This is a genomic window from Filimonas zeae (assembly GCF_014641615.1).
GTDB lineage: Bacteria > Bacteroidota > Bacteroidia > Chitinophagales > Chitinophagaceae > Filimonas > Filimonas zeae.
On record NZ_BMIB01000002.1, the window covers coordinates 165,208 to 188,617 of the forward strand.

Here is a 23,410-nt window from a genome sequence, read left to right on the forward strand (position 1 = left end):
CTGCTCAGTTAAACCCACCAACCAATCATTAGTACTATCCCCTTCGCTCTGCCGGGTATAAATTCGTTATACATACGCATACCATGACATTATTCAGGCGGATAACCATTCTTACTTTTCTGTTAGCAGTAACAGGCAAACATAGTTACAGCCAGACAACTATACTACGCCCCGATTTTAACCAGTACTTTTACCGGCCGGAAAGAGATTACCCGTTCCGCATTACGGGAGCTGGGTGTTATAGAGTAAATACATAATCTCAGCAATAAACTGTATTATTAGGCTCCAATTCTTAGAAAAATGATAACGAAAGCTGCCATAAGCATTTTGCTTACTGCCCAATTCATTTGCCTTACCTCAACCGCCATAGGTACAACCAGCACCGTACACAGCGCCGCCGAACTGGAAAACGCTGTAAATGCAGCCAAACCGGGCGATCAGATTATTATTGCCAACGGTAAATACACCGGCTGGAGCTGCCGCCTGAAAGGGAATGGCATGGCTGGTAAGCCTGTTAGCATTAAAGCACAATCCCCAGGTGGTGTGCACTTCAGCGACTCTACCAACAATACCACCTTTACCATTACCGGCAGTTATCTGGAATTATCCGGGCTGGTGTTTGAAGATAATAAGCTTTTACGGGCGCAGGGTAAAACAGCCACGCTGATAGAACTGGAAAGCGCACAATACTGCCGGGTAACCAGCTGCCTGTTTCAGCGAAATGAGGCTAAAAGCCAGTTTATGCCCCTGGTAATGATATCCGGCAATGGAGCAGGTAACCGCATAGACCACTGCACTTTTATCAATAATGTAAACAACATGGATGTATCGGTAAAAGTTACCAAAGAAGCTGTGCCGCTACATTCCCTGATAGACAATAATGAGTTTGCCTATAAAGCAAAGGTTACCTGGCCCGTGTTTAACGGAGGGGAATGCGTACAGATTGGGCAGGACCCGGTTTTACTGGGCAATCAACAGGCTTTTACCACAGTAAGAGATAACCGGTTTATACAATGCAACGGCGAACCCGAAGTAATCAGTAACAAAAGCTCGGGCAACCGGTATATTCATAATTACTTTGAAAACTGCCAGGGCGAGCTGGTAATGCGCGGTGGGCATGATTGCCTGGTGGACAGCAACACTTTTAAAGGTGGCACCGGTGGCATCAGAATCAACGGATCGCACCATACCATTACCCATAACCAGATGAGTGATGTACCCACCGCTATCAGGTTGATGTATGGCATGGCACGCGGCAAAACGGAGGTTGGATTTTATATAGCTGCTACGGACTGTATTATTACCAATAATACTATCAGCCACGCTATCACGGCTATACTGGAAGGCGACAGTAAGAATGCGGACTGGACCGGGAAGTTTGATGTGAAAAGGTATCCATCCAGAACTATGCAGGATGTGGCTCCGGTAGATAATATCATCCGCGACAACAGTATACAACCTTAAAACTTCATATCCGGCTTCCAGATTCAGGAAAGGCTTTATTCCCTGCAGGCTACCGGTATTTAGACAATTCCGCCTCTGCAACCTCCTTTATACTGGAAAGTTCTTTTTCACTGTAACGCCCCTGTATATTTACTGTTTTTGCCGCCATTTCTTCTTCTGAAATTTCAGAAGTACAGGCACTGGCTACCATACTAACTATTAAAACCGGTAACACCAGGTGCCTGATTGCATAAAAAGTATACTTGCGGGTGTTGTAAATTAACAGGCAGGTAAAGGGTTTCATGTGGCAATAATTAGAACAACAATTTAAAAGAAAAAAGCCTGTACAATACAGGCTTTAACAATTTATAAACGTTATCCATATGTTCTGCCTGATGGCTATTCTTCATAAATATCCCGCTGTACAGCCAGCTGTGCCCGGTATTGCTGAAACAAGGCAGACTTATATACAAAGCCTATAAAGATGTTGTTTTCATTTACCACCGGTAAATAAGCCGCCTGGCTTTTATCAAACTGCTCCATTACTACCACCATAGGCTGGCCCTCTTCTATTATCGTTTCCGGCTGCCGCATATACTGTTGAACAGGGGTTTGCAAATGTTGCTCCGGTTCTGCAAGCAGCGAGCGTACATCATTCAAGTCAATAACACCTTTCAGTTCCTTTTTATCGTTTACCACTGCAAAGTTATTGGCATCTGCGTTTCTTATCAGTGCCAGCAACTGCTCAAACCGGTCGTTCAGCTGCAATACCTTCTCGCCGGTTTTCATAAGGTCAGATACATGAATAGAGGAAAGAATGTTATGCTCTTTCTTATGCGTAAAAATCTGACCACCCAAAGCCAGTGCTTTGGTTTCCATATAATAAGGTTCAAACTGTTTAACAATAAAGTAAGCAATAGACGATACAATCATCAGCGGAATAAACAGCCCGTAACCATTGGTAATTTCCGCAATCAGAAAGATAGCCGTAAGCGGGCAATACATTACACCACTTAAAACACCTGCCATGCCTACCAGCGTAAAGTTACCTTCGGGCAGTTCTACCCAACCCGTAACATTCATCAGGCGCGAAAAAAAGAAACCCCAGAACGCCCCTACAAACAACGAAGGCGCAAAGTTACCGCCGTTACCGCCGGAGCCTATGGTTATAGCAGCAGCTACCGGCTTCATTAACAATACCATCCCGGTAAAACCCAGTAACAACAAATCATAAGGTATTTTATCTGCCCAGCTTACTGCCGGCAGTATTTCTGCAGGCGTACCATCTGCCAGCCGCGTAATACTTGCGTAGCCCTCACCATATAAAGGAGCAAACACCAGAAAACACAACGCCAGCAAACCACCACCCACGAGCGCTTTGGAATAAGGCCCCATTTTCCAATGGTGTATAGATTTATCTACTTTACCAAAGGCGCGTGCATAATACAAACAAAGAAAGCCAGCCCCTATGCCCAGCAACACGTAAAAAGGCACATTATAATAATTGAAATTCTGCTTGAGCACAAAATTGAACAAATGCGCATCTCCCACCAGCACTTTGGAACAAAGCACCCCGATTACCGCTGCAATAATCAGCGGTACAAAATAGCTGACCATGGTATCTACCAGCAATACTTCTATAGAAAATATAACCCCGGCAATAGGCGCATTATACACGGCTGCAATACCCGCCGCTGCCCCGCAGCAAATCATCAGCATCCGCTCTGCATAAGACAGTTTACCCAGCCTGGCCATGGTAGAGCCCAGTGAGGAGCCTGTGGCAACAATGGGCGCTTCTAACCCCGCAGAACCACCAAAACCCACCGTAAGTGCGCTGGTAATAAAATGAATATAGTTATTGCGGGTAGGAATATAAGCAGAACGGCGGGCAATAGACTTTAGCACCATAGCAATGCCTTTTTCAATATGCCCTTTAAAAAAACGATGAATTACAAACGTAGTAAGCAGTAAACCGGCAGCAGGTAACAGCAGAAAAAACAACCGCCTGTCGTTAAAAGACTCAACCCAGCTGTGTACTTCATGCACCGCTGTTTTCAGCAAAACAGCCATGAGACCAGACACTACCCCCACTACTACCGCAGAAAAAATAATGTATTGTACTCTGGACATTTTTGCATGCAAAAAGTCTATCATCACCTGATACCACTTTATCGCCTGCCTCTTTGTCTGATCTACCGCATTGTTTTTCATCCGGTAAAGGTAAGGGAATAGGATTTTATGGGCTTTTGTCGGCTCCCCTGCAATGTATTCTACCCGGCACACACTTTACACATCACATATATCTATAGCCTGCTTCAGCGAGGCTATAGCATCTGGTTGCGCGGGAATAAACTCCTGCGCAACATAGCCTGTAAAGCCGGTATTGCGTATTACCTGCATAATGGCCGGATAATTCAGCTCCTGCGATGCATCAATTTCATGCCTGCCGGGCACACCTGCTGTATGGTAATGAGCTATATACGAATGATAGCGCTGTATGTTGGCACAGATATTCCCTTCATCTACCTGCATGTGGTAAATATCATACAGCAACTTACAGTTTTCAGATCCAATGCTGTTGATCAGTTCCACCCCCCATTGCGTATTATCGCACTGGTAGTCTATATGGTCTACCTTGCTGTTCAGCAGTTCCATTACCAGTGTTACCCCATACCGCTCTGCCAGGGCCGCTACCTGCTGTAAGCCTTTTGCCGCATTTACCAATCCTTCCTCCTCTCCCATGCCATCGCGGTTACCGCTAAAGCAGATAAGATTTTTATAGCCTGCCTTAGCCACCAGCGGAATCATGGCCGAATAGTTTTCAATCAGCTTTGCATGGTACTGCGGATTGTTCCAACCTTTTTCCAGCGAAATTTCAGCGCCATTACACATAGAACTGTCAATACCATACTGCTTTAACAAAGGCCAGTGCTCCGGCCCTACCAGATCAACGGCGCTAAAGCCGAGATGTTTTACCACCTGGCACAGCTCCTCCAGTGATAACGAATTATAACACCAGCGGCAAACCGAATGGTGAATATTCCCTTTCAGCACAGCGGGGCTGATATGCCCCAGCAATGCCTGCATGCGATCGTTGCTCATATTATTCAATAATCTTTATTTTCTCTACTGTTATGTAAGTACCCTTAGCACCAAAACGGTTTTTCTTTTTATCCATCCAGTACCAATGCTCCCCTTTTACCTTTACCGTAAGCGTATAATTTGCTGCCGGTAATAAAGGGCTTATAAAAGTCAGTGCTTTAACCGGATACTTGCAATACATATCTACCGTAGCGTTGCAAACGGCTGCGCCGGCAGCATTGCGGATAATAATAGCTGCATACCCACCGGTAGAATCAGATAATCCGTACAATGCCACGCGTTTTCCGGAAAAACGGAATACAAGCGAATCCTCTTTTACATCCGACCTCAGCAGGGTTGCACCCTCCACTTTTACCTGCTTCCAACTGCCATACTCCTGCACGCGCTTTTTATCCGTTACGGGAATAGTAGTACCCTTCCATACCAAATCCGCAACAACGCCTGTTTTGGTATTCAGCTGCCAGGATTCACGCCATACCGGTAATGACAGCTCAACGCCTTTTACCACCAACGGCTGCCATACATAAGTAGCTGCTGTTGCCTGCCGGGGAAAAGACCACCGATCGCCCATGTACATATACGTTGTTTGTTTTGAACCGGTAACCGGCAGTACAAAAGTGGTTTGTGAATTAAAGGTAAGTGAACCTGCAGGCGCAAAAAAGCCACGCTTTGTCCACGGCCCTGCCAGAGCAGTGGCAGTAAAGTAAGTATTATCATTCCGCTCCCATCCGGTAAGGTCTGAGCCCAGGAAATAATACAGGCTGTCTTTTCTGAAAATGGCAGGAGATTCAAAACCGTGCGTCATGTTTTTATGTACCATAGCGGTGATGCTACTGTAATCTTCTGCCAGCTGGTAAATATCGCCACCGTGCAGCAATACATACCCCTTCCCATCTTCATCCTGAAAAGTACCCATATCCCATTTACGAATGGGCTTACCATTAAACAGCAACGGCCCTTTAAAAGTGTATGGCCCCGTGACTGTACTGGCAGTAGCATAACCCACAAACTGATTGGTATAGCCCAGTGTATCTGCATGCATAAACATTACAAACTCCGCGGTTTTCGGGCACTTCATCACTTTTACCCGCTCACCTACATGGTCTGGCCCCATTTTACCGGAGGGCTGCACCGGCAAGGCTATAGACTCAAACTTCCAGTTATACAAATCAGAAGAGGAATAACAATTAAAACCAGCAAAACGGTTACAGGTGTCCGTATGCCTTTCACCAAACAGGTAGAAGGTAGTTCCTTCTTTGAGAATACAGGCACCGTGTGCGCTAACCGCATTGCCCTGATCGTCTGTCCACGGTGTGCCGGAGCTGATGGCATTATAACGCACCTGTTGTGCATGCGTAGTGGTGGCAAGCGCCATACCTGACAACAATGCCAGGCGACTTAAAATTTTCATATTCCATTGCAATTTAAGAAAGCCATACAGATAACCCGATGGCTGATGGCCGAAAATAGAACTTGCAGGTGTAGCCGGTTGGTAATCGTGAATCAATCTTTCGTACTTTTTAATCAGGGTCAACCCGTATATGCCTGCCCCCTTTGCCAAAATTGGAAACATTGTACCACGCCCCCAGGGTAAACACCCGGGTAACTACGTTGTTTCTGGAATCTATAATGGAGTTACCATACACCTGCCTGGCCACCAGGTTGCCCTGCGCCAGCAGATCGCTACCCGTAATACCCAACCGCAGGTTTCTGTTCTTCAGCATCTGATAGGCAACCGTAAAGCCCAGCAGAAACGGATTGGTATTGGCCAGTGCATAGCCGGTGTTAATACGTTTGGAAGCAGCAACACTCATGTTAAAACGCTTTTTAAGCGTAACATCGCTTTTAAGCCCCAGTGCTATTGTTGTAAGATACCGGTTGCCATTGGCAACATCTGCATTGGTATTGGCGCTATAGGTATAGCTGGCATCTGCATCAAACCCAAAGTTTTCTAAGCGCATTCTGCCACGCGCCTCTGCCGTAACCCGCTGCGAGGTATAAAAGCTGGTACTGGCAAACTGCCCCGGATTTAACATAACGGGCATGCCTGCACCGGCTCTGCTGAGTACACCGTTAATATTGTTATTGCTGGAACGGGTATAGTTGAGCTTACCGGATAGATTTAGCTTTTTGAGATTAACATGGCCCGATATGGTCTGGGAAATATCCACGCCTTTATTAAAATACCGGGTATTGTTTACAAATACCACCCGGTTACTCAGCCCTATATTACCATCATAAGTTATCCAGTGTTTGTTTTGCTGAATGGGTATGGTAACCGAGTAATTACCATTCGCATTCCAGGAGCCATTGGCATTCTCCATACGGGTTTCCTGTTTGTAGCTGCCCAGCGTATCGGGAATAATAATCACATTCTGCACTATCTCATTCTGCGTAGCAGACGCATTGGCCGATGCAAAATATGAAATGCCTGTTTTAACCGGCGCGTACCGGTAATCGGCCCTTACATTATGCTGGAAATACGATTTCAGATCCGGATTGCCAATAACAATATTCTGCAGGTTCTGCGTATTACGCACCGGTTGCAGCTGCGCCGGAGAAGGACTGTTGTTATCGCCGTTGTAAGATACAGACAGAGTTTTACCCTGGTTTATCACCCTGCTATAACTGAAGTTGGGAGCATAGTTAAAGTTGTTGTTATGAATGCGCTGGTTCAGATATACATAACGATTACTGAGTATAACCGGCCGGGCAGTTACCCCAATAAGTACTCTGGTTTTGGCAGCATTGTAATAGTAATTAATACCAATGGCCTGCTTTACAAATACGGAAGTAAACGCAGCACTCAGCGAATCTACAAACCCATACTTAACAGCAGGTGCATCCAGCACATAGGTAGCAGATGTATTTTCAGCCGAGGTTAGTGCCATGCTATACTGAAACATCATATTACTGCTGCTTTTTTTAACACTATCCTTATGCAGCATCAGTGTATAGTTTGTGCTGAAATCAAACCCTTTCGATACATCCCTGCCTTCTATATTCCGGCTCAGCACCGAATCTTTCAGCAACTGATCGTTCTGCTGATCGTAATAAAGTGTTTGGGTACGGATAAGCTGGCTGGAATACTGCGCTGTTCTGAAAAAACCCAGATGAGCAGTCAGCACTTTTCCTTTTCTGGTTTTTCCGGATAAAGAAAAACCGGCGTGTATATCGGGCGATCGGTTGCTGCTGTTACTAAGGTTATTAAAATCCTGCTTTACCACACCACTCTGCCTGTTTAGCACATTGCTATGCGTTTGCGTTTGATTGTAACCCAGCCGTACAGTTCCGTTGAGAAAAGTTTTATCTCCCCTTGCCGTAAACTCAGAATACAGGGAATGGCCGGAGTTGGATGATTTACCCTGGTTAACAGAGTTATTGTAATAGGTGCCAATACTGCTGACGGTTTCCACAGCCTGCTCGTTCAGGTAATCGTTGTTACCCTGGTTGGTATTGTAATTAAAGCTGAAGTTGCCTTTCTCCCTCAGCTTACCGCGGTGGTTAACAGAAAAACCGCCATTCTCACTCTGGCCCGCACCATTATCCTGCCGCATATACATACCGCCAAGGCCGGTTTGTTTCTCCCCCTTCCATATATTCAATTCGTTGGCAGTACCTATTTGCTTGTTAGTGCCTGCTGTTACGCTAAAACTGCCAAAATCGCCCCTGTCCATTCCGGGTTTGGTAACCACATTCAGCATTTTTCTGCTGGTGCCACTTTTAATGCCGGTAAAGTTGGCCAGATCGCCATAGTCGTCAATAATCTGAATTTTCGAAACTATTTCCGCAGGCAGTTTAGCCAGAAAGTCTTTTACATTACTGGTAAAAAAGTCCTTTCCGTTTACCCGTATCTTCACCACATCCTCCCCCATAAAATGCATATTGTAGCTATCATCTACCTCCACACCCTGAAACTGCTTTATCAGATCGGCCACGTTATCGCCTTCAATTACCCGGAACGCGGCGGCATTAAACTCCACCGTATCCTGCATTATCTTAACGGGGTTGGGTTTCGATTTTACTATTACCTCTTTCAGTACGTTATAAGCAGGGCGCAGCATTACCGTACCCACATCAATCTGCCTGTTTTTATCAAAGGAATAAAGGGCGGTATCCGCTTCGTAATCCGGTGCGGTAATAATTACCACCACACCCACACCTTTTAGCTTAGCGTAGTTAAATGCACCATCTTCTCCGGTTCTTATTTTAATGGTATCCTTATCGGCTATCAGCGTAACAGAAGCGTTGATAATAGCTGTTCCCGTAGAATCATGCACCTTTCCCAAAACCCTGCCGGGTGTTTGGGCAAAGCCTTTATGGCTGAATATAGCAAGCGATGTAAAAAACAGGAATAAGGCGAAGGGTTTCAAAACTGCAGTGATTATGGAAACAATTATAATATAAAAAACGAATAACAGCAACAAGAAAGCATTAGCCTACCTTCAGATATTTCCCCTACCTTCGCGGCAGAAACCAGCAATTTGGCAAAAAAGATTACATGTATATGTATGATGATAGTGCTGCTGCTACAAACTTTTAGCAGGGCTGCTGTTGTTGTCAACTTCTATGTAAATCAGGATTATATTGCCAAAAACCTTTGCGAAAACAAGAACAGGCCCAAACTGAACTGTTGCGGCAAATGTCAGTTGAACAAAAAGCTGAACACGGAAGACAAGAAAGAAAAAGAACTACCCGATCAGAAAGGTCCTGCGCCGCTGGTGCTTTCCTCTAAAACATTTTACGCTACCGTTCCCGTAACAGCCACTTCGCTTTCGGGTAATACCTTTCATCACTTTTCAGAAAACACAGAAGCCGGTCAGTCCACATCCTTCTTTCACCCACCCAATGCGGGTATTTGCTAATTACAAAGGTTTCATTTTTAACGGATTACTGTACGGCAGCACTACGGCGCTTTTATACAAAGCCGTATAATATGCTGTAACAGCGTTCGCAATTAAAACACGCAAATACCATGAAATATTTATTCCGGATACTCTTTCGCAAGCTGAAGCGCAATTACTACTACGCTGAAATTAAACAGGTAAGCATGCTTACTGCTGTTGCTTTGGTGGCATGGGTGTTATATGCCTATGGCACTGACCTGGCACATGCAGCGCTTACCAATACGGGTATGACGTACATTACCTTTTTGCTGGTGGCCATTGTGCTGGGGCAGGTTATACGCCTTTACTACCGTATAATGGTAATAAAGTACGCGGAAAAAGACACCCGTATAGAGCTGTTTAACGGCCTGCACAAAAAGGCATAATCCCTATTTATTGATGTTACTATCAGGCAGCCTGTAACAACGGGCTGCACAGATAGCTGTATGCATTTTTTTATGAGATACCGGAACTACTTTTTCATGCTTACAGGTGTAGCCTGCTGCACCCAACTGAAAGCACAGCAACCTGGCCTGTCCGATACAGCGCGGGTAGCAAAAGATACAGCCACACAGGTACTGGATAATGTTATCATTACTTCCAGATACTACCGCAATTATAAACTGGACAACGCATCCGGCAGCCTGAAAGTATCCACCGCCCTGCTGCAGTTACCGCAGAATATTCAGGAGGTGGATAAAAGCATACTGGCCGATCAGATAGCCATTAGCATTAACGAAAGCATTACGCGCAATGTAAGCGGTGCCATGCGTAACAATACGGCAGATTTTTATAGTCCGCTGATGTATATGCGCGGTGCGGGTATAAACACCTTGCGCAACGGCATAGATATATCTATGATTTACTATGGCCCTATGCCGGAAGATGCGGCACTAATGGACAGAGTGGAATACATAAAAGGCCCGGCCGGTTTTGTAAACGCTATAGGCGACCCCGCCGGTTCGTTTAACATTGTTACCAAACAACCCGGCAGCACCACTACCAACCAGGTAAGCCTTACGGCAGGCAGCTTTGATCTGTACCGGCTTACGGGCGATTTTAACGGCAGCTTTGATAAAAAAAAACGGTGGCAATACCGTTTAAATCTGGCAGGCCAGAAAGCACAGTCTTTTCAGAAATATGCTTTCAACGATAAAGCCATTGTAAACCCGGTATTGAAATACAATATCAACAGCCACTCCTCTGTTACCGCAGAGTATATTTACCAGCACCAGCGTTACAAACAGTACCTGATGACGGTATTCTCTCCCTATGGCTTCGGCTCGCTGCCTGTTGATTTCAGCATTACCGACCCTAATAAAGCGCCGGTAAAAGCCAATGAGCACAATGCCTTCCTTACCTACCAGAATAGCTTTAACAGCAAATGGCAGTTAACCGTTAAAGGGGCCTTTGCCCGCGACCAGTTGGATGGCAACTACTTCTTTATATCCAGGTACGATGCCACCAAACCGGAGGAAATATTACGCCGTGTAACTTATGAGCGGTTTAACACCGGCGTGTATGCGCTACAGGCTTTTGTAAACGGGCAGGTAAACAGCGGTAGCATTGTACACAAACTGCTGGGTGGTATAGATGTAAATTATAAAAACATGCTGGCCTATTCCGGCCAGAGCGATCCCACTGCCAACCAAACCGTGTATGCGTTAAATGTAAAAAACCCGGTATACGGCCTGCCCTTCTGCGACAATGTAAAAACCGGTAAGCTGGAAGATATAGCCAATAACAAACAGGCTATCCGCTATTATGCAGCCTATGCGCAGGACGAACTGAACCTGCTGAACAACCGGCTGCGTGTAACCGTAGCAGCGCGCCTTACTACTTCTCGCAGCAGCGTAGACAAACCCGTGGCTTCGGCCTCTGCGGTAAGCGATGTGGTGGTAACCCCACGCCTGGGCATCAGCTATTCTGTATGCAATACCCTATCGGTGTATGTGTTGCGTGATCAGACTTTTACGCCGCAAAGCGGCATCAGTGCTACCGGTGATGTGTTTAAACCGCTGAAAGGAAAAAACCTGGAAGCAGGTGTAAAAAAAGACTGGGCTAACGGCAGGTGGAACACCAGTGTATCTGCCTACACTATTACCCGGGATAACATTACCGTTACCGACCCACAAACCAACCTGCAATCGCAGATTGGCCAAACCAGATCAAAAGGTGTTGAGTTTGATATGAAGGGCGAAGTTGTGAAAGGATTGAATGTGGTAGTCAACTATGCGTATACCGATTCTTATATTTCTAAAGATGCCAATAAAGCCAACATAGGCCTCCCTTCTCCTTACCGGGTAAAACATATACAAAACAGCTGGTTAAACTACCGTTTGCCCCTGCGCAAAATAAAAGGCTTCAGCGTAAGCGGTGGCTATCAGTGGCAGGGTGGCAGAGCCGGCCGCTATTCAGCAGATGGAGATTTGCACCTGGCCAATATTTTCCGTGTAGATGGTGGCCTGGGCTGGGCAGGTAAACACTTTGCAGTAAATGCCATTGTAAACAACATCTTTAACCGGTATAACTACGGCAGCGCGTGGACACGCCCGGCGGGTATATATGCCTATGTACCCCTGGCACCACGGGAAGTAAGGGCCACCCTTAGTTATACTTTTTAACCAATATTATTAAAACGAACAGCCTGGCACGGATGGCTGGTGAAAAATATACAAATCAATTAAGCCTATATACAGGCTATTTTTCAGTTACGCTTAAAGCACAATAGTAACATTACAACCAACCATATACATTGGCTAAACAAATAACATCCATACTATTATTACTGGCCTTTCTGCTGCAAACCTTCAGCAGAACCGCTATAGTACTGGAGTTTTATGCCAACCAACAATACATTGCCCAAAAGCTTTGCGAAAACAAAAACAAGCCACAACTCAAGTGCGGCGGCAAATGTCAGTTACACAAAAAGCTACAGCAGGAGGAAAGTAAAGACGAAGAGAACCCGGAAAGAAAACTGGAAAACAAAACAGAAATTTTTGAACCGGTACCATTTTTACTGCCAGCCCCTCCGGATGGGGAACTATTGAAAATACAGCATACCACCTGCTACATGGCTCATTACCCTGCAGGTAATGTAAGTGCGCCATTCAGGCCTCCTTCCGCCTGAGGCTATTTATTCCATTTTTTACCGGCATCCATTACCACTATGTAAGCAGCATTGCATGCTACATAGCTGGTGCCTGCGTATGCCTTACCCGTTTTATTCATTATTCATTTCCTTATTAAAAGGATCAACTATTTGTTATGCGCACTTACATTATAAACACGTTACTCTTCGCCGGCTTATTCCTTACCATTGCCTCCTGCAAAAAAGAAAGCACCGGTTACCAGCCGGAAACCATGGCACCCTTATCTATAGAATTTGACAATATTGCGGGCGATGCCAACCTGCAGCTGAGCACCGGCAACTACAAAAATGCTGTCGGAGAAACCTTTTCCGTAAACCTGCTGAAATACTTTATCAGTAACATAAAGGTTACCACCAGTGCCGGCACCACCTATACCGTTAACCCCGATAGCAGTTATTTTCTGGTGAATGAAAGTGAAGCCGCCACCCGCTTTGCCAACATTAAAGTACCGGAAGGCGAATACAGCAAACTGAGCTTTGTATTGGGTGTAGACAGCCTGCGCAGCACCATGGACATCAGCAAAAGAACCGGTGTATTAGACCCTACCGGCGGTATGGATGGTATGTACTGGACATGGAATAGCGGTTATATTTTTTTTAAAATGGAAGGTGCTTCTTCAGCCGTTCCTGCCACGGTAGATGCCAACCAGAAATTCCGCTTTCATGTAGGCGGCTTTGGCGGCTATTCTGCACCTACTATCAACAACATCAAAACCATCAATGTGGACCTGACTGCGGGTGGAGTAGCTAAAGTAAGAACCGGCCGCAATGCGAACATACATCTGTTGGTAGATATAATGAAGGTGTTTAACGGCACCACCAATGTAAGCCTGGCCAATAACTCACAAATAATGTTCAGCACCTACAGTTTAAATGTTGCCAACAACTATGCAGCCATGTTCCACCACGACCATACCGAAAACTAGGCGTATGAAGCGAATACATTGGATAGCCATTATAAGCCTGGTATTATATGCCTGTGGTAAAAAAGATGTTATCAGCACCTTTTTTGCCGGGTTTGAAACACCGGCCAATTTTCCGCAGCCGGTATACCGCATGGCGGATAACCCGGTTACAGAGGCCGGTTTTATACTGGGGCGTAAGCTGTTTTACGAGCCGCGTTTATCCCGCAACAACACCATCAGCTGTGGCAGCTGCCATATACAAAGCTCTGCCTTTACGCAGCACGGACACGATGTAAGCCATGGTATAGACGACCGATTGGGCACCCGCAACTCCCCACCTATTATGAACCTGGCATGGATGCCTGCTTATATGTGGGATGGAGGTGTGTTTGATCTGGATCTGCAACCGGTGGCCCCCATTACCAACCATGTGGAAATGGATGAAACCATACAAAACGTAATCAGTAAACTGAAAGCACACCCCGAATATCCGGGTTTATTCAAACAGGCATTTGGTACAGAAGACATTACCAATGCCAGAATGATGAAAGCTTTTTCGCAGTTTATGATTATGTGCATCAGCAGCAACGCAAAGTACGATAGTGTTATGCGCAGGCAGGGCGGTGTAACCTTTACCCAACAGGAACAGGCGGGCTATGCCCTGTTTCAGCAAAAATGCAGCAACTGCCATACCGAACCGCTGTTTAGCAACAACAGCTTTCGCAACAATGGTTTAAGCATCAGCGCTGTAAATGATGAGGGCCGTTACCTGGCAACGTTACAACCTACAGACAGGTATAAGTTTAAAGTACCCAGCCTGCGTAACCTGGCTTATACTGCCCCGTTTATGCACGATGGCCGGCATTTAACCATCATGGGCGTACTGAACCATTATACTGATAATGTACAGCAAACCCCTAATCTGGATCCGTTACTGCAACAGAACGGCACATTGGGCATTGCCTTAACAGATGCAGAGAAAGCACAGTTGCTGGCCTTTTTAAATACGCTGAATGATAAAACGTTTGTTACCAACAAACTGCTTGCTGAACAATAAAAACAGATGACGATGAAGAAATGTATTATGCTGGCCCTGATATTACTGGCAATTGGCTTTACAAAAGCTCACGCCTGTGATATCTGCGGCTGTGGCGTAGGAAGCTATTATATTGGCATTTTGCCGGAGTTCAATAAAAAAATAGTGGGTGTACGTTATCAGTATAAAACACTGCGTACGCATTTAGGCGCCGGCGGCACTACCTCATATTTAACCACCGATGAAACCTATCGTACCGTAGAAGTATGGGGCGGCTGGAATATTGGCAAACGAATACGTGTAATGGGGTTTGTACCGTTTAACTTTAACGAGCGGCTGAACCAGGGTATAACAACTACTAAAAACGGTATTGGCGATATTGCTTTAACCGGCTACTACCAGCTTTTTAATACCCAAAAAACACTGGGCAGCAAACTATTGGTACACTCCTTATGGATGGGTGGCGGTGTAAAACTACCTACCGGAAAATATGAGCCTGTAGGAAAACAACCCGGTGTGGAAACAGCCAATATATTTCAGCTGGGTACCAAAAGTGTGGACTTTACGCTGAATGCCATGTACGATATACGCTTACAGGATGCCGGCATGAATGTGAATGCGAATTACAAGATAAACACCGCCAACAACTACGATTATGAGTATGGCAACAAGTTTAGCGGTAACGCACAACTGTATTACAAGTTTAAAATAAAGCAGGCAGTAACCATAGCGCCTAATACGGGCGTGTTATACGAAACGGCGCAGAAAGATATGGATGGCAAATACGAATCAGACGTATCCGGCGGCTATGCACTTTCCGGCACCGCAGGCCTGGAAGCAGCCTTTCAAAAGTTTTCAGTGGGCGGCAACTGGCAAACACCCTTATCGCAAAACCTGGCAAACGGTTTTGTAAAAGCCAATAACCGTATGATGCTGCATGTTTCCTATCGCTTATAACAGGTTAACACCGACAAAGCAGAAACAGGCAGCCATCGCAAAAATGAAACAAAGCCAGTAAAACAAAAGCCTCTGAAAGCATGTTGCTTTCAGAGGCTTTTTATCAGCACCATCGTAGATACTGCTGATAACATTACAGATTTGAAACAAATACCTGCCGCACGCACTGCTATTCCTTCACCGTTTCCGGTATTACACTATAACTTGCCGGCGCATCGCCAAACTGAATCAATAATCTATCTATCACCACACCCGGATCAATAGCATATATTTTCACCTCATGTTCACCAGGTGCTAACGGAGCCAGCTTCCATTCTCTTATGGCGGAGTTGCGCAATACGTTCTGCTTCCACTCCTCACTGCGGCCATAAGTGCGAAAATCTGTCACCTGTAGCGGGCCATTGTCTATACTTACCGCATAGCGCATTTTGTAATCTTTATTCAAAGCATGTGTGGGTAAGGTATATACACGCAGTTCAGGCGCTGTTGCAGACAGAGAATAAAAGGTATAGGTAAGGCATGCAGATTTATCAACATTTACTGTATCTGCCTTGCCCTTCACCTGCGATTGTACAGCCAGCTCTGTATGGCCCAGGCCCGGAGCCACATTCCATTGCGCAACTGCGGAGGCTTTGTTAGCGGTAAAATGCGCAGCGTAAACAGATACGATACCGTTCTGCTCTGTAAAGCCTTTATAGGCGGCGTATTCATTTGCAGCAGGCCTTTCACCCGTAATGGTTATAGTTTCTGTATGTCCGTTTGCAGCAAACGCTACCTTCCCGGCTATCTTAGCCCCGGCAGGTGCTTTTGCCCAATCTACCGTTACCCATATACGTACTGCGCTAGCATCTCCCTGTGGCAGCAGCGTACCTTTCTCTTCAGACAAGGTTATCCACGCTGCATTTTTCTGCGCCTGCCAGGGCAGGCTGGCAGAGTCGCGCAAAAACAGATCTATAAAATACCGTTGTTGTACCCCTTGTGTAAAAGCAGGCAACTTTTTAGGCTTTGCTGCGCTGTAAGCCAGTGTATCGTAATTTTCCGGTGCCACATCCCAGCCATAGCCTTTTTCAATGGCCAATGCAGGTAATACCGGTGCGTGGTAAACGGCCAGCTTACGTGGCTCCATAGACATCATATGCCGCCACTTACCGCCATTCAACTGCTGGTTATACCAAACCGTTTCGTGTACAATGCTATCATAAGCTGCCTGTGACAGGGCAGCGTAGTGGCAGGCGCTTATGCGGTTCTGGCGGCCATAGATATACGCCTTATCGCGGTACAAAAACTTTTTGTTCATCCACGAAGCCCCCATCACCGGATAATATACCAGTTGGTAGTAGGCAGCATCTTCATTGGCAAACTGCGCACGCAATTGCTTTACAGCTTGCTGCAGACTATCATAAGCATCTATTCTTCGCTGTGCCTCATCGCCATAGCTGAAATGGTTGTAACCGCTATAACGGGTAGGCGTGCTGGGTTCCGTCTGGCTCCAGCCCATAAATTCCGGCTTGCGCTCAAACGCCAGGCTATAATAGCGCTGCAACACATGGGCAATACGGTTTGCGGCATCGTTCTTCCACACCTGGTTACACCAGGCCTGCAGATAATTGCGCTCGTAACCGGCTTTGGTAAATGGTGTTATGTTATACGCCATATCCAGAAAAAACTGCGTATTGTATTCAATGGGTTTAATATCGCCCACATTCACTACCCATAAACGATCTGCCCCGTTATCGTACGCTTTAACCATTTCTTCGCGCATTAAGGCCGGGTTGGCAGAAGGCAGCCACAGATAATCGTGCGGCCGGCCCCAGTACGAGGCATGGTAATATACACCTGCCCCACCCGGTCTTTTCTTTTCCGCATCTGTATTCAACCGTTGTATATAACCATAATTGTCATCCGGCCATACCAGCGTAACATCTTCCGGCACTTTTAAACCGTTATCGTAAATTTCCAGCACCTCTTTATAAGGTGTAAGTACCTGAGGCACTTTGGTAATATCCTTGTTTACATATTTCCTAAGCAGGCCCCTTTCATCGGCTATAATCCTTTCCACAATGGGTAGTGCTTCTTTCATATTCTTTACCCCTTCCATCTGGCCATCGTGTACGCCTCTCATACCCATGCTGTAAATGGCATTTACCTTACTGCTTTGTTGTACACGCGCTTCCCAATATTTATAAATACTATCCTTATTGGTAAGGTAGTTGAAGTGGCCCATGGTTTTTACATTCCATTCATCTACGTTGTTACGCAGCATAGGCTCTGCATGGGAGGAGCCTATTACAATCTGATAATCACCTGCGGCGGCAACGTTACCCGGGTAATGAAAAAATGCTTTGGTGCCGGGGTGCATGGCCGGCCATATCAGGTTAGCCTTTAAACGCAGCAACAGCTCAAACACTTTTGTGTAGGTTTCAGGGCCTATATCGTTTGTTTCAGGCTCAAACGTTTTGGCAGCCCAGGGTTGCAGCCCCCAGTCTTCATCGTTAATAAAAAGGCCACGGAATTTTACAGAAGGCGCTGCGGATAAGGAATCTGGCTGATGAATGGCCAGCTGCTGCTGCGGCGGCACAGGCGCATCGGCCCAGAAATACCAGGGGGTAACTCCTATCTTTTCACTCAGCGTAAATACACCGTAGGCAGTTCCTCTGGCATCACTGCCAGCTACCACCAGCGCTTTGGTAATGCCGGGCAAGGGTTTGTCTACTACAGCAAGGCCAAACTGCTCCCACTTACCGGCAAGCTTTTGTAACATGACCTTCTTTTTACCAGCCACCTGTTGAATCAACTGCGATTGTGCGCTGCCAATAACAATAACATCGCCTTTTGCACGGGTAATATCCGTAAGTACTTCCGGTTTTATACCGGTAACGCGTTTTATATCTTCTGCCAGCAAATCTGCTGCAATAGCATCCAGTTTAGGAGCAACCGCACTGTATACAATGCTGGCCTTCGCTTTTCCGGCCACTACTGTAAAAGCGGGTTGCTGTGCATGTACCATAAAGGGCAGGGCAAGTGCTGCTGCAATAAACCGGCAAACAAATCCTGTATTCATAAATTCTTCCTTTCTGTATTGTACTAATATCCTTTGTTTTGCGGATACCCCTCTGTACCGCGGTCAATAACCGTTTGCGGCACCGGGCGCAGATAGTACTTATCAACGGCAACAGCATTATCCATTTCAGAGAAAAATGGTTTCATACAGCCCCGCAATCAGCTAAGATAATAAATGAAGATGTAGTTGTGTCCTGTGCCGTCCTGAGAAAGGTGGGTTCCTGTTTAAAAAAGGAGGCCTGTTTTATTTTTTCAGGTATTCTTCTTCGCTCACCTTTTCCAGCCAGTCTACCACCTTGCCGTTCAGGTTTTCCTGAATAGCAATATGCGTCATGGCTGTAGTAGCAGTAGCACCATGCCAGTGCTTTTCTTCCGGTGCAAACCACACCACATCGCCCGGGTGAATTTCTACTACAGGGCCACCTTCCCGCTGTACCCAGCCACAACCGGCGGTAACAATCAGCGTTTGCCCCAGTGGATGCGTGTGCCATGTGGTTCTGGCGCCTGGCTCAAAAGTTACACTGGCTGCTGCGGCACGCGGTGCATCGTTGGCAGCAAACAGTGGATCTATCCTTACCGCACCGCTAAACCAATCTTCCGGCCCTTTGGCAGATGGTTGCGAGCCTATTCTTGTTATTTCCATATCTGTTAGTGATTTGTTTTAAAAACGGAATGAATAACACACAAAGATACTGGTGATATCTGCCGTAACGCTAAAGGAAATCAAACCAACCATTAAGAATTACAGACTTTCGCGTTCTTTTTTCTATTTTGCGGCTATACCGTTTTTATAGCGGCATCATCGGATAACAATTACGTCTGCCGGCAGGCAGCAGATACCCATATTCGTATCCTTTACAACCTCATACATGCAAAAAAACAGCGGACCAGGCATAGTAAAAAAGTTAATTACCTCAGCATCATTCTCCGGCATCTTAATTTTTGCCTGTGTGGTGTTGTCGTTGCTGGTAGCTAACTCTCCCCTTTCCGCTTCGCTGCAAACATGGCTTACAACCGAACTCGGCTATCAATCTGATAACATTCACCTGCGTTACACCATTCAGTCGTGGATAAACGATGGCTTGATGGCTGTATTCTTTCTGCTGGTAGGTTTAGAAATTAAGAAAGAAATAGTAGCGGGCGAACTCTCTACCACCAAAAAAGCGCTGCTGCCTGTACTCTGTGCCCTTGGCGGCGCTGTTACACCCGCTTTTATTTATGCTATATTCAACAGCGGGCGTGCAACTGCCGGCGGCTGGGGCATCCCCATGGCAACAGACATTGCTTTTGCGCTGGCTATTATGGGCATGTTAAGCAAAAGGGTTCCCGCCTCGCTTAAAGTGTTTCTGGCGGCGCTGGCTATTGCTGATGATTTAATGGCTATTCTGGTAATTGCCTTATTCTATGCGGGAGAAATACATATCCAGTATCTGGGGTATGCCGCAGCAATGGCGCTGGTTTTATTTATACTTAACAGGTTAAAGGCGCACAACCTGTTCTGCTATCTTATACCCGGTATGCTGTTGTGGTACTTTGTACACCATTCCGGCATTCACGCAACCATTGCGGGTGTGCTCACCGCCTTATTTGTACCTGTTGCGGCAAAAAATAAAACATCGCCCTTACAACGGCTGGAACATTTTCTGGCGCAGCCGGTAAACCTGCTTATAGTGCCGCTTTTTGCCTTCTGTAATACCAATATTACGTTCGATAGCGGTATGCCCGGCGCATTGCTTACCCCATTAGGGCTGGGTATAGTGGTTGGCTTACTGGTGGGCAAACCCCTGGGTATTTTACTGGTTTCGTGGCTGGGTATTAAAACAGGCATCAGTCACCTGCCCCAACAAGCCACCTGGCGGCATATGCTGGGTACCGGGCTGCTGGCAGGTATAGGGTTTACCATGAGCATTTTTATGGCACTGCTGTCTTTTGAAGATGCGCATGTAATTGCGCAGGCAAAGTTTGCCGTGCTTTGCGGTTCTGTAATTTCTGCTACTGTGGGCTATTTTATTCTAAAAACCACCAGGCAACCATAAGCCTTACACCGGCAAACGCTTCTTTAACCAAAGCGCTACACGTACCAGTACAATTAAAGCCGGCACCTCAACCAGTGGGCCTATTACCCCTGCAAAAGCCTGGCCTGAGTTAATACCAAACACACCAATAGCTACTGCTATGGCCAGTTCAAAATTGTTACCTGCGGCGGTAAAAGCTATAGCCGCATTTTCTTCGTACTTTACCTTCAGCAGCTTACCCACCCAAAAGCTTAGCAGAAACATTGCTGCAAAATAAATAACCAGTGGCAACGCAATCCTTAGTACGTCTGCCGGTATCTGCACTATGGCACCACCTTTCAGGCTAAACATAACCAGTATGGTAAACAACAACGCTACCAGTGTTACCGGAGAAACAGCAGGAATAAAATGGTTGTTATACCACGCCTCCCCTTTCCACCTTACCAGTATCCACCTGCTAACAGCTCCGGCAGCAAAAGGCACACACAGGTATAGGGCTACTGTTTTTGCCACGTCCCCCATAGTAACAGGTATTACCATGCCGGGCAGGCCAAATACGGGTGGTAAAACAGTTAGAAAAACCCATGCATACAGGCTGTAAAGCAGTACCTGAAATATGCTGTTTACTGCTACCAGCGCCGCCGCATATTCCCGGCTGCCCCCTGCCAGTTCGTTCCATACCATTACCATGGCAATACAGCGTGCCAACCCTATTAAAATAAGCCCTGCCCTGTATTCAGGATAATTGTGTAACAATAAAACCGCCAGCACAAACATAACCACAGGCCCAACCACCCAGTTTAACAGTAGCGAAACAGACAACACTTTTACATTTGAAAACACCTTACCTAACTTTGTATATTTTACTTTGGCAAACGGCGGGTACATCATCAGTATTAATCCGATAGCCAGGGGAATGTTTGTGCTGCCTGTAGAATAGCTGTTGATAAACGCACCCGTTTGGGGCGCTGCATAACCTATGGCTACACCTGCGGCCATGGCCATAAAAATCCAGAGGGTAAGATACCGATCTAAAAAACCAAGCCGCTTTCTTTCCGCCGCAGGGCTGCAATTACCGGCACTCATGTTATTCTATATACTTTTGAATAAAATCTTTGCTATACGCTTTTATCTGCTCACGCACCTCACGAAACTGTGCCATAATCTCTTCTTCTGTTCCGGTGGCTTTTGCAGGGTCGGGAAAGTTGTAATGAAATTTCCGGGCAGAAGAAGGAAAGAATGGACAACGTTCTTTTGCATTATCGCATACGGTAATAATATAATCGAAAGCTATATCTTCATACTCATTCATATTGTTAGAAGTATGCTTTGATATATCTATACCATCCTGCTGCATGGTAGCCACTGCACGGGGGTTTACACCATGCGTTTCCACACCAGCGCTGTATATCATGGCTTTTCCGGCTGCAAAATGTTTTAAATAGCCTTCCGCTATCTGGCTGCGGCAACTATTGCCGGTACATAATACCAATACTCTTATCATGTTGTTTATTGTTTTATCAGCAACATCCCGGAGCACAACAGGCTGTTTCAACGGGCTTTTCTGCATACACAGTAATACTGTATATGCCGGTGTTACTATTTTTAAAGCGGGTTATTTCATCGGGTGTCAGGTAAGCACTTAATATATCATCTGGTATTACAATAGCCTTACTTTTCTGAACAGTAACACCTGTAAAGCCGTTGCTGCTTATCAGTTCCAGATAAGCACTTTTTTGTATGGCACCCGATACACAACCAGCATACATTTCAGCCGCCTGCTGTATTACCGGTGGCAATTCACCTTCCAGTACAATATCCGATATACTGAAATGGCCACCTGGTTTTAGTACCCGGTGCATCTCTTTAAATACGCCGCTTTTGTTAGGTACCAGGTTTAATACACAGTTACTTACTATTACATCTGCCACATTGGCCCCTACCGGCATCTGTTCAATATCGCCCTGGCGAAACTCAACGTTATTAAACCCTCTGGCCTCCGCATTGGCACGGGCCTTTTCTACCATGGCTGGTGTAAAGTCAACACCAATTACTTTACCGGTTTCGCCCGTTTCATGCCGTGCTACAAAACAGTCATTACCCGCACCGCTCCCCAGGTCAACTACCGTATCGCCTTTTTTAATGCGCGCAAACGCAGTAGGCAAACCGCAGCCCAAACCAAGATCGGCATCTGGCTGGTAGCCTTCTACAGCGGAGTAATCATCTGTCATTATATTATATACTTCCGTGGAGCAACTGCCCGCTCCGCAGCAGGAAGCTGCGTTTACATCTTTATCCTGCAAGGCTATTTCACTGTATTTCTGCCTTACCAGTTCTTTTAATTCATTGTCTGATTTCATGATTTAATCATTCATTCTTTCATTGCAATATTGCGATTAATGTGCGCAAAAAAAACGCTAACAGCATTTGCCACCTTCCAGCGTAACCTCTTTAAAAAAGCTGTTAAACAGTTCCTTATATGCTGTCCATACTTTAGGATTAATACAGTAGCAAACGCTTACACCCTCTACGGTTCCCTGTATAATGCCGGCATTCTTTAGTTCTTTCAGGTGCTGGGATGTGGTAGCCTGTGCCAGGCCCAGTTCCTCTACCAGATCGCCGCACACACAGGCATTTTTCTTTACCAGGTATTGCAGAATGGCAATACGGGCGGGGTGCGCCAGTGCCTTTGCCATATTGGCAAGCTCATTCTGCTGTCTGGTGAAAAGATCTGATTTCGTAACTCCCATATCGCAATATTACGATAAACTAATTCATTCCTCCAAAACTAATTTACAGGCGTATTGCTACACTATTGGCAGCCGTGCTTTTTTCTTGTTAAATCAAAGCTTCAG

At 45.9% G+C, this 23,410-nt stretch carries 21 protein-coding genes; 9 read left to right on the forward strand and 12 right to left on the reverse strand.

The annotated features are described in order from the left end of the window. The first annotated feature begins 300 nt into the window (after window positions 1-300). Window positions 301-1,464: a chondroitinase-B domain-containing protein gene (locus IEY13_RS07535; RefSeq protein WP_188951376.1), complete on the forward strand. Its 1,164-nt coding sequence runs from the start codon at window positions 301-303 to the stop codon at window positions 1,462-1,464. A 49-nt stretch (window positions 1,465-1,513) separates the two neighbouring features. On the opposite strand, the gene IEY13_RS07540 is transcribed toward IEY13_RS07535, so the two are convergent. From IEY13_RS07540 to IEY13_RS07560, 5 genes are all read right to left on the reverse strand, one after another. Then, window positions 1,514-1,747: a hypothetical protein gene (locus tag IEY13_RS07540; protein ID WP_188951377.1), complete on the reverse strand. Its 234-nt coding sequence runs from the start codon at window positions 1,745-1,747 to the stop codon at window positions 1,514-1,516. A 95-nt stretch (window positions 1,748-1,842) separates the two neighbouring features. Further along, complete coding sequence (locus IEY13_RS07545) at window positions 1,843-3,654, reverse strand: chloride channel protein (RefSeq protein WP_188951378.1); 1,812 nt, start codon at window positions 3,652-3,654, stop codon at window positions 1,843-1,845. 75 nt (window positions 3,655-3,729) lie between these two features. Further along, complete coding sequence (locus tag IEY13_RS07550) at window positions 3,730-4,545, reverse strand: hydroxypyruvate isomerase family protein (RefSeq protein ID WP_188951379.1); 816 nt, start codon at window positions 4,543-4,545, stop codon at window positions 3,730-3,732. A gap of 1 nt (window position 4,546) precedes the next feature. After that, window positions 4,547-5,956, reverse strand: coding sequence for a family 43 glycosylhydrolase (locus IEY13_RS07555; RefSeq protein WP_188951380.1), 1,410 nt, complete (start codon window positions 5,954-5,956; stop codon window positions 4,547-4,549). Between the two features lie 109 nt (window positions 5,957-6,065). Beyond that, complete coding sequence (locus IEY13_RS07560; protein WP_188951381.1) at window positions 6,066-8,918, reverse strand: TonB-dependent receptor; 2,853 nt, start codon at window positions 8,916-8,918, stop codon at window positions 6,066-6,068. A 138-nt stretch (window positions 8,919-9,056) separates the two neighbouring features. On the opposite strand from IEY13_RS07560, the gene IEY13_RS07565 reads away from it, so the two are divergent. From IEY13_RS07565 to IEY13_RS07595, 7 genes are all read left to right on the forward strand, one after another. Continuing rightward, on the forward strand, window positions 9,057-9,410 hold the full coding sequence (locus IEY13_RS07565) for a hypothetical protein (RefSeq protein ID WP_188951382.1): 354 nt from the start codon (window positions 9,057-9,059) through the stop codon (window positions 9,408-9,410). Between the two features lie 110 nt (window positions 9,411-9,520). Further along, on the forward strand, window positions 9,521-9,817 hold the full coding sequence (locus tag IEY13_RS07570) for a hypothetical protein (RefSeq protein ID WP_188951383.1): 297 nt from the start codon (window positions 9,521-9,523) through the stop codon (window positions 9,815-9,817). Window positions 9,818-9,913: 96 nt separating this feature from the next. Further along, window positions 9,914-12,055, forward strand: a complete 2,142-nt coding sequence (locus IEY13_RS07575; RefSeq protein WP_188951384.1) for a TonB-dependent siderophore receptor — start codon at window positions 9,914-9,916, stop codon at window positions 12,053-12,055. Between the two features lie 131 nt (window positions 12,056-12,186). Next, window positions 12,187-12,561, forward strand: a complete 375-nt coding sequence (locus IEY13_RS07580; protein WP_188951385.1) for a hypothetical protein — start codon at window positions 12,187-12,189, stop codon at window positions 12,559-12,561. Between the two features lie 137 nt (window positions 12,562-12,698). Then, a complete protein-coding gene (locus IEY13_RS07585) occupies window positions 12,699-13,508 on the forward strand; it encodes an MbnP family protein (protein ID WP_188951386.1) in 810 nt (269 codons plus the stop codon). Between the two features lie 4 nt (window positions 13,509-13,512). Then, complete coding sequence (locus tag IEY13_RS07590) at window positions 13,513-14,544, forward strand: cytochrome-c peroxidase (protein WP_188951387.1); 1,032 nt, start codon at window positions 13,513-13,515, stop codon at window positions 14,542-14,544. 12 nt (window positions 14,545-14,556) lie between these two features. Further along, window positions 14,557-15,480: a transporter family protein gene (locus tag IEY13_RS07595; RefSeq protein WP_188951388.1), complete on the forward strand. Its 924-nt coding sequence runs from the start codon at window positions 14,557-14,559 to the stop codon at window positions 15,478-15,480. A gap of 169 nt (window positions 15,481-15,649) precedes the next feature. On the opposite strand, the gene IEY13_RS07600 is transcribed toward IEY13_RS07595, so the two are convergent. From IEY13_RS07600 to IEY13_RS07605, 3 genes are all read right to left on the reverse strand, one after another. Then, the gene (locus tag IEY13_RS07600) at window positions 15,650-18,541 is read right to left on the reverse strand and encodes a glycosyl hydrolase 115 family protein (protein ID WP_188951389.1); all 2,892 of its coding nucleotides are present in this window, start codon (window positions 18,539-18,541) and stop codon (window positions 15,650-15,652) included. A 23-nt stretch (window positions 18,542-18,564) separates the two neighbouring features. Then, on the reverse strand, window positions 18,565-18,687 hold the full coding sequence (locus IEY13_RS30285; protein ID WP_262891964.1) for a hypothetical protein: 123 nt from the start codon (window positions 18,685-18,687) through the stop codon (window positions 18,565-18,567). Between the two features lie 97 nt (window positions 18,688-18,784). Further along, complete coding sequence (locus IEY13_RS07605; RefSeq protein ID WP_188951390.1) at window positions 18,785-19,183, reverse strand: (R)-mandelonitrile lyase; 399 nt, start codon at window positions 19,181-19,183, stop codon at window positions 18,785-18,787. A 226-nt stretch (window positions 19,184-19,409) separates the two neighbouring features. Here IEY13_RS07605 and nhaA point away from each other — a divergent pair, with 226 nt between their 5' ends. Beyond that, on the forward strand, window positions 19,410-20,576 hold the full coding sequence (nhaA, locus tag IEY13_RS07610) for a Na+/H+ antiporter NhaA (RefSeq protein WP_188951391.1): 1,167 nt from the start codon (window positions 19,410-19,412) through the stop codon (window positions 20,574-20,576). 3 nt (window positions 20,577-20,579) lie between these two features. Here the strand turns inward: nhaA and arsB are convergent, their stop codons facing one another. Genes arsB through IEY13_RS07630 form a run of 4 tightly spaced genes read right to left on the reverse strand, consistent with a single transcriptional unit; the run spans window position 20,580 to window position 23,305 of the window. Beyond that, complete coding sequence (arsB, locus tag IEY13_RS07615) at window positions 20,580-21,641, reverse strand: ACR3 family arsenite efflux transporter (protein WP_188951392.1); 1,062 nt, start codon at window positions 21,639-21,641, stop codon at window positions 20,580-20,582. Between the two features lies 1 nt (window position 21,642). Beyond that, window positions 21,643-22,059, reverse strand: coding sequence for an arsenate reductase ArsC (locus IEY13_RS07620; protein WP_188951393.1), 417 nt, complete (start codon window positions 22,057-22,059; stop codon window positions 21,643-21,645). 16 nt (window positions 22,060-22,075) lie between these two features. Then, complete coding sequence (locus IEY13_RS07625; protein WP_188951394.1) at window positions 22,076-22,915, reverse strand: arsenite methyltransferase; 840 nt, start codon at window positions 22,913-22,915, stop codon at window positions 22,076-22,078. Window positions 22,916-22,972: 57 nt separating this feature from the next. Further along, window positions 22,973-23,305: an ArsR/SmtB family transcription factor gene (locus IEY13_RS07630; protein ID WP_188951395.1), complete on the reverse strand. Its 333-nt coding sequence runs from the start codon at window positions 23,303-23,305 to the stop codon at window positions 22,973-22,975. Between the last annotated feature and the right edge of the window lie 105 nt (window positions 23,306-23,410).

Excerpts from the sequence above, each read along its gene's own strand:
- IEY13_RS07535 (WP_188951376.1), top strand. The coding sequence starts at position 301 with ATGATAACGAAAGCTGCCATAAGCATTTTGCTTACTGCCCAATTCATT.
- IEY13_RS07540 (WP_188951377.1), bottom strand. The coding sequence starts at position 1,747 with ATGAAACCCTTTACCTGCCTGTTAATTTACAACACCCGCAAGTATACT.
- IEY13_RS07545 (WP_188951378.1), bottom strand. The coding sequence starts at position 3,654 with ATGAAAAACAATGCGGTAGATCAGACAAAGAGGCAGGCGATAAAGTGG.
- IEY13_RS07550 (WP_188951379.1), bottom strand. The coding sequence starts at position 4,545 with ATGAGCAACGATCGCATGCAGGCATTGCTGGGGCATATCAGCCCCGCT.
- IEY13_RS07555 (WP_188951380.1), bottom strand. The coding sequence starts at position 5,956 with ATGAAAATTTTAAGTCGCCTGGCATTGTTGTCAGGTATGGCGCTTGCC.
- IEY13_RS07565 (WP_188951382.1), top strand. The coding sequence starts at position 9,057 with ATGATGATAGTGCTGCTGCTACAAACTTTTAGCAGGGCTGCTGTTGTT.
- IEY13_RS07570 (WP_188951383.1), top strand. The coding sequence starts at position 9,521 with ATGAAATATTTATTCCGGATACTCTTTCGCAAGCTGAAGCGCAATTAC.
- IEY13_RS07575 (WP_188951384.1), top strand. The coding sequence starts at position 9,914 with ATGCTTACAGGTGTAGCCTGCTGCACCCAACTGAAAGCACAGCAACCT.
- IEY13_RS07585 (WP_188951386.1), top strand. The coding sequence starts at position 12,699 with ATGCGCACTTACATTATAAACACGTTACTCTTCGCCGGCTTATTCCTT.
- IEY13_RS07590 (WP_188951387.1), top strand. The coding sequence starts at position 13,513 with ATGAAGCGAATACATTGGATAGCCATTATAAGCCTGGTATTATATGCC.
- IEY13_RS07595 (WP_188951388.1), top strand. The coding sequence starts at position 14,557 with ATGAAGAAATGTATTATGCTGGCCCTGATATTACTGGCAATTGGCTTT.
- IEY13_RS07600 (WP_188951389.1), bottom strand. The coding sequence starts at position 18,541 with ATGAATACAGGATTTGTTTGCCGGTTTATTGCAGCAGCACTTGCCCTG.
- IEY13_RS30285 (WP_262891964.1), bottom strand. The coding sequence starts at position 18,687 with ATGAAACCATTTTTCTCTGAAATGGATAATGCTGTTGCCGTTGATAAG.
- IEY13_RS07605 (WP_188951390.1), bottom strand. The coding sequence starts at position 19,183 with ATGGAAATAACAAGAATAGGCTCGCAACCATCTGCCAAAGGGCCGGAA.
- nhaA (WP_188951391.1), top strand. The coding sequence starts at position 19,410 with ATGCAAAAAAACAGCGGACCAGGCATAGTAAAAAAGTTAATTACCTCA.
- arsB (WP_188951392.1), bottom strand. The coding sequence starts at position 21,641 with ATGAGTGCCGGTAATTGCAGCCCTGCGGCGGAAAGAAAGCGGCTTGGT.
- IEY13_RS07620 (WP_188951393.1), bottom strand. The coding sequence starts at position 22,059 with ATGATAAGAGTATTGGTATTATGTACCGGCAATAGTTGCCGCAGCCAG.
- IEY13_RS07625 (WP_188951394.1), bottom strand. The coding sequence starts at position 22,915 with ATGAAATCAGACAATGAATTAAAAGAACTGGTAAGGCAGAAATACAGT.
- IEY13_RS07630 (WP_188951395.1), bottom strand. The coding sequence starts at position 23,305 with ATGGGAGTTACGAAATCAGATCTTTTCACCAGACAGCAGAATGAGCTT.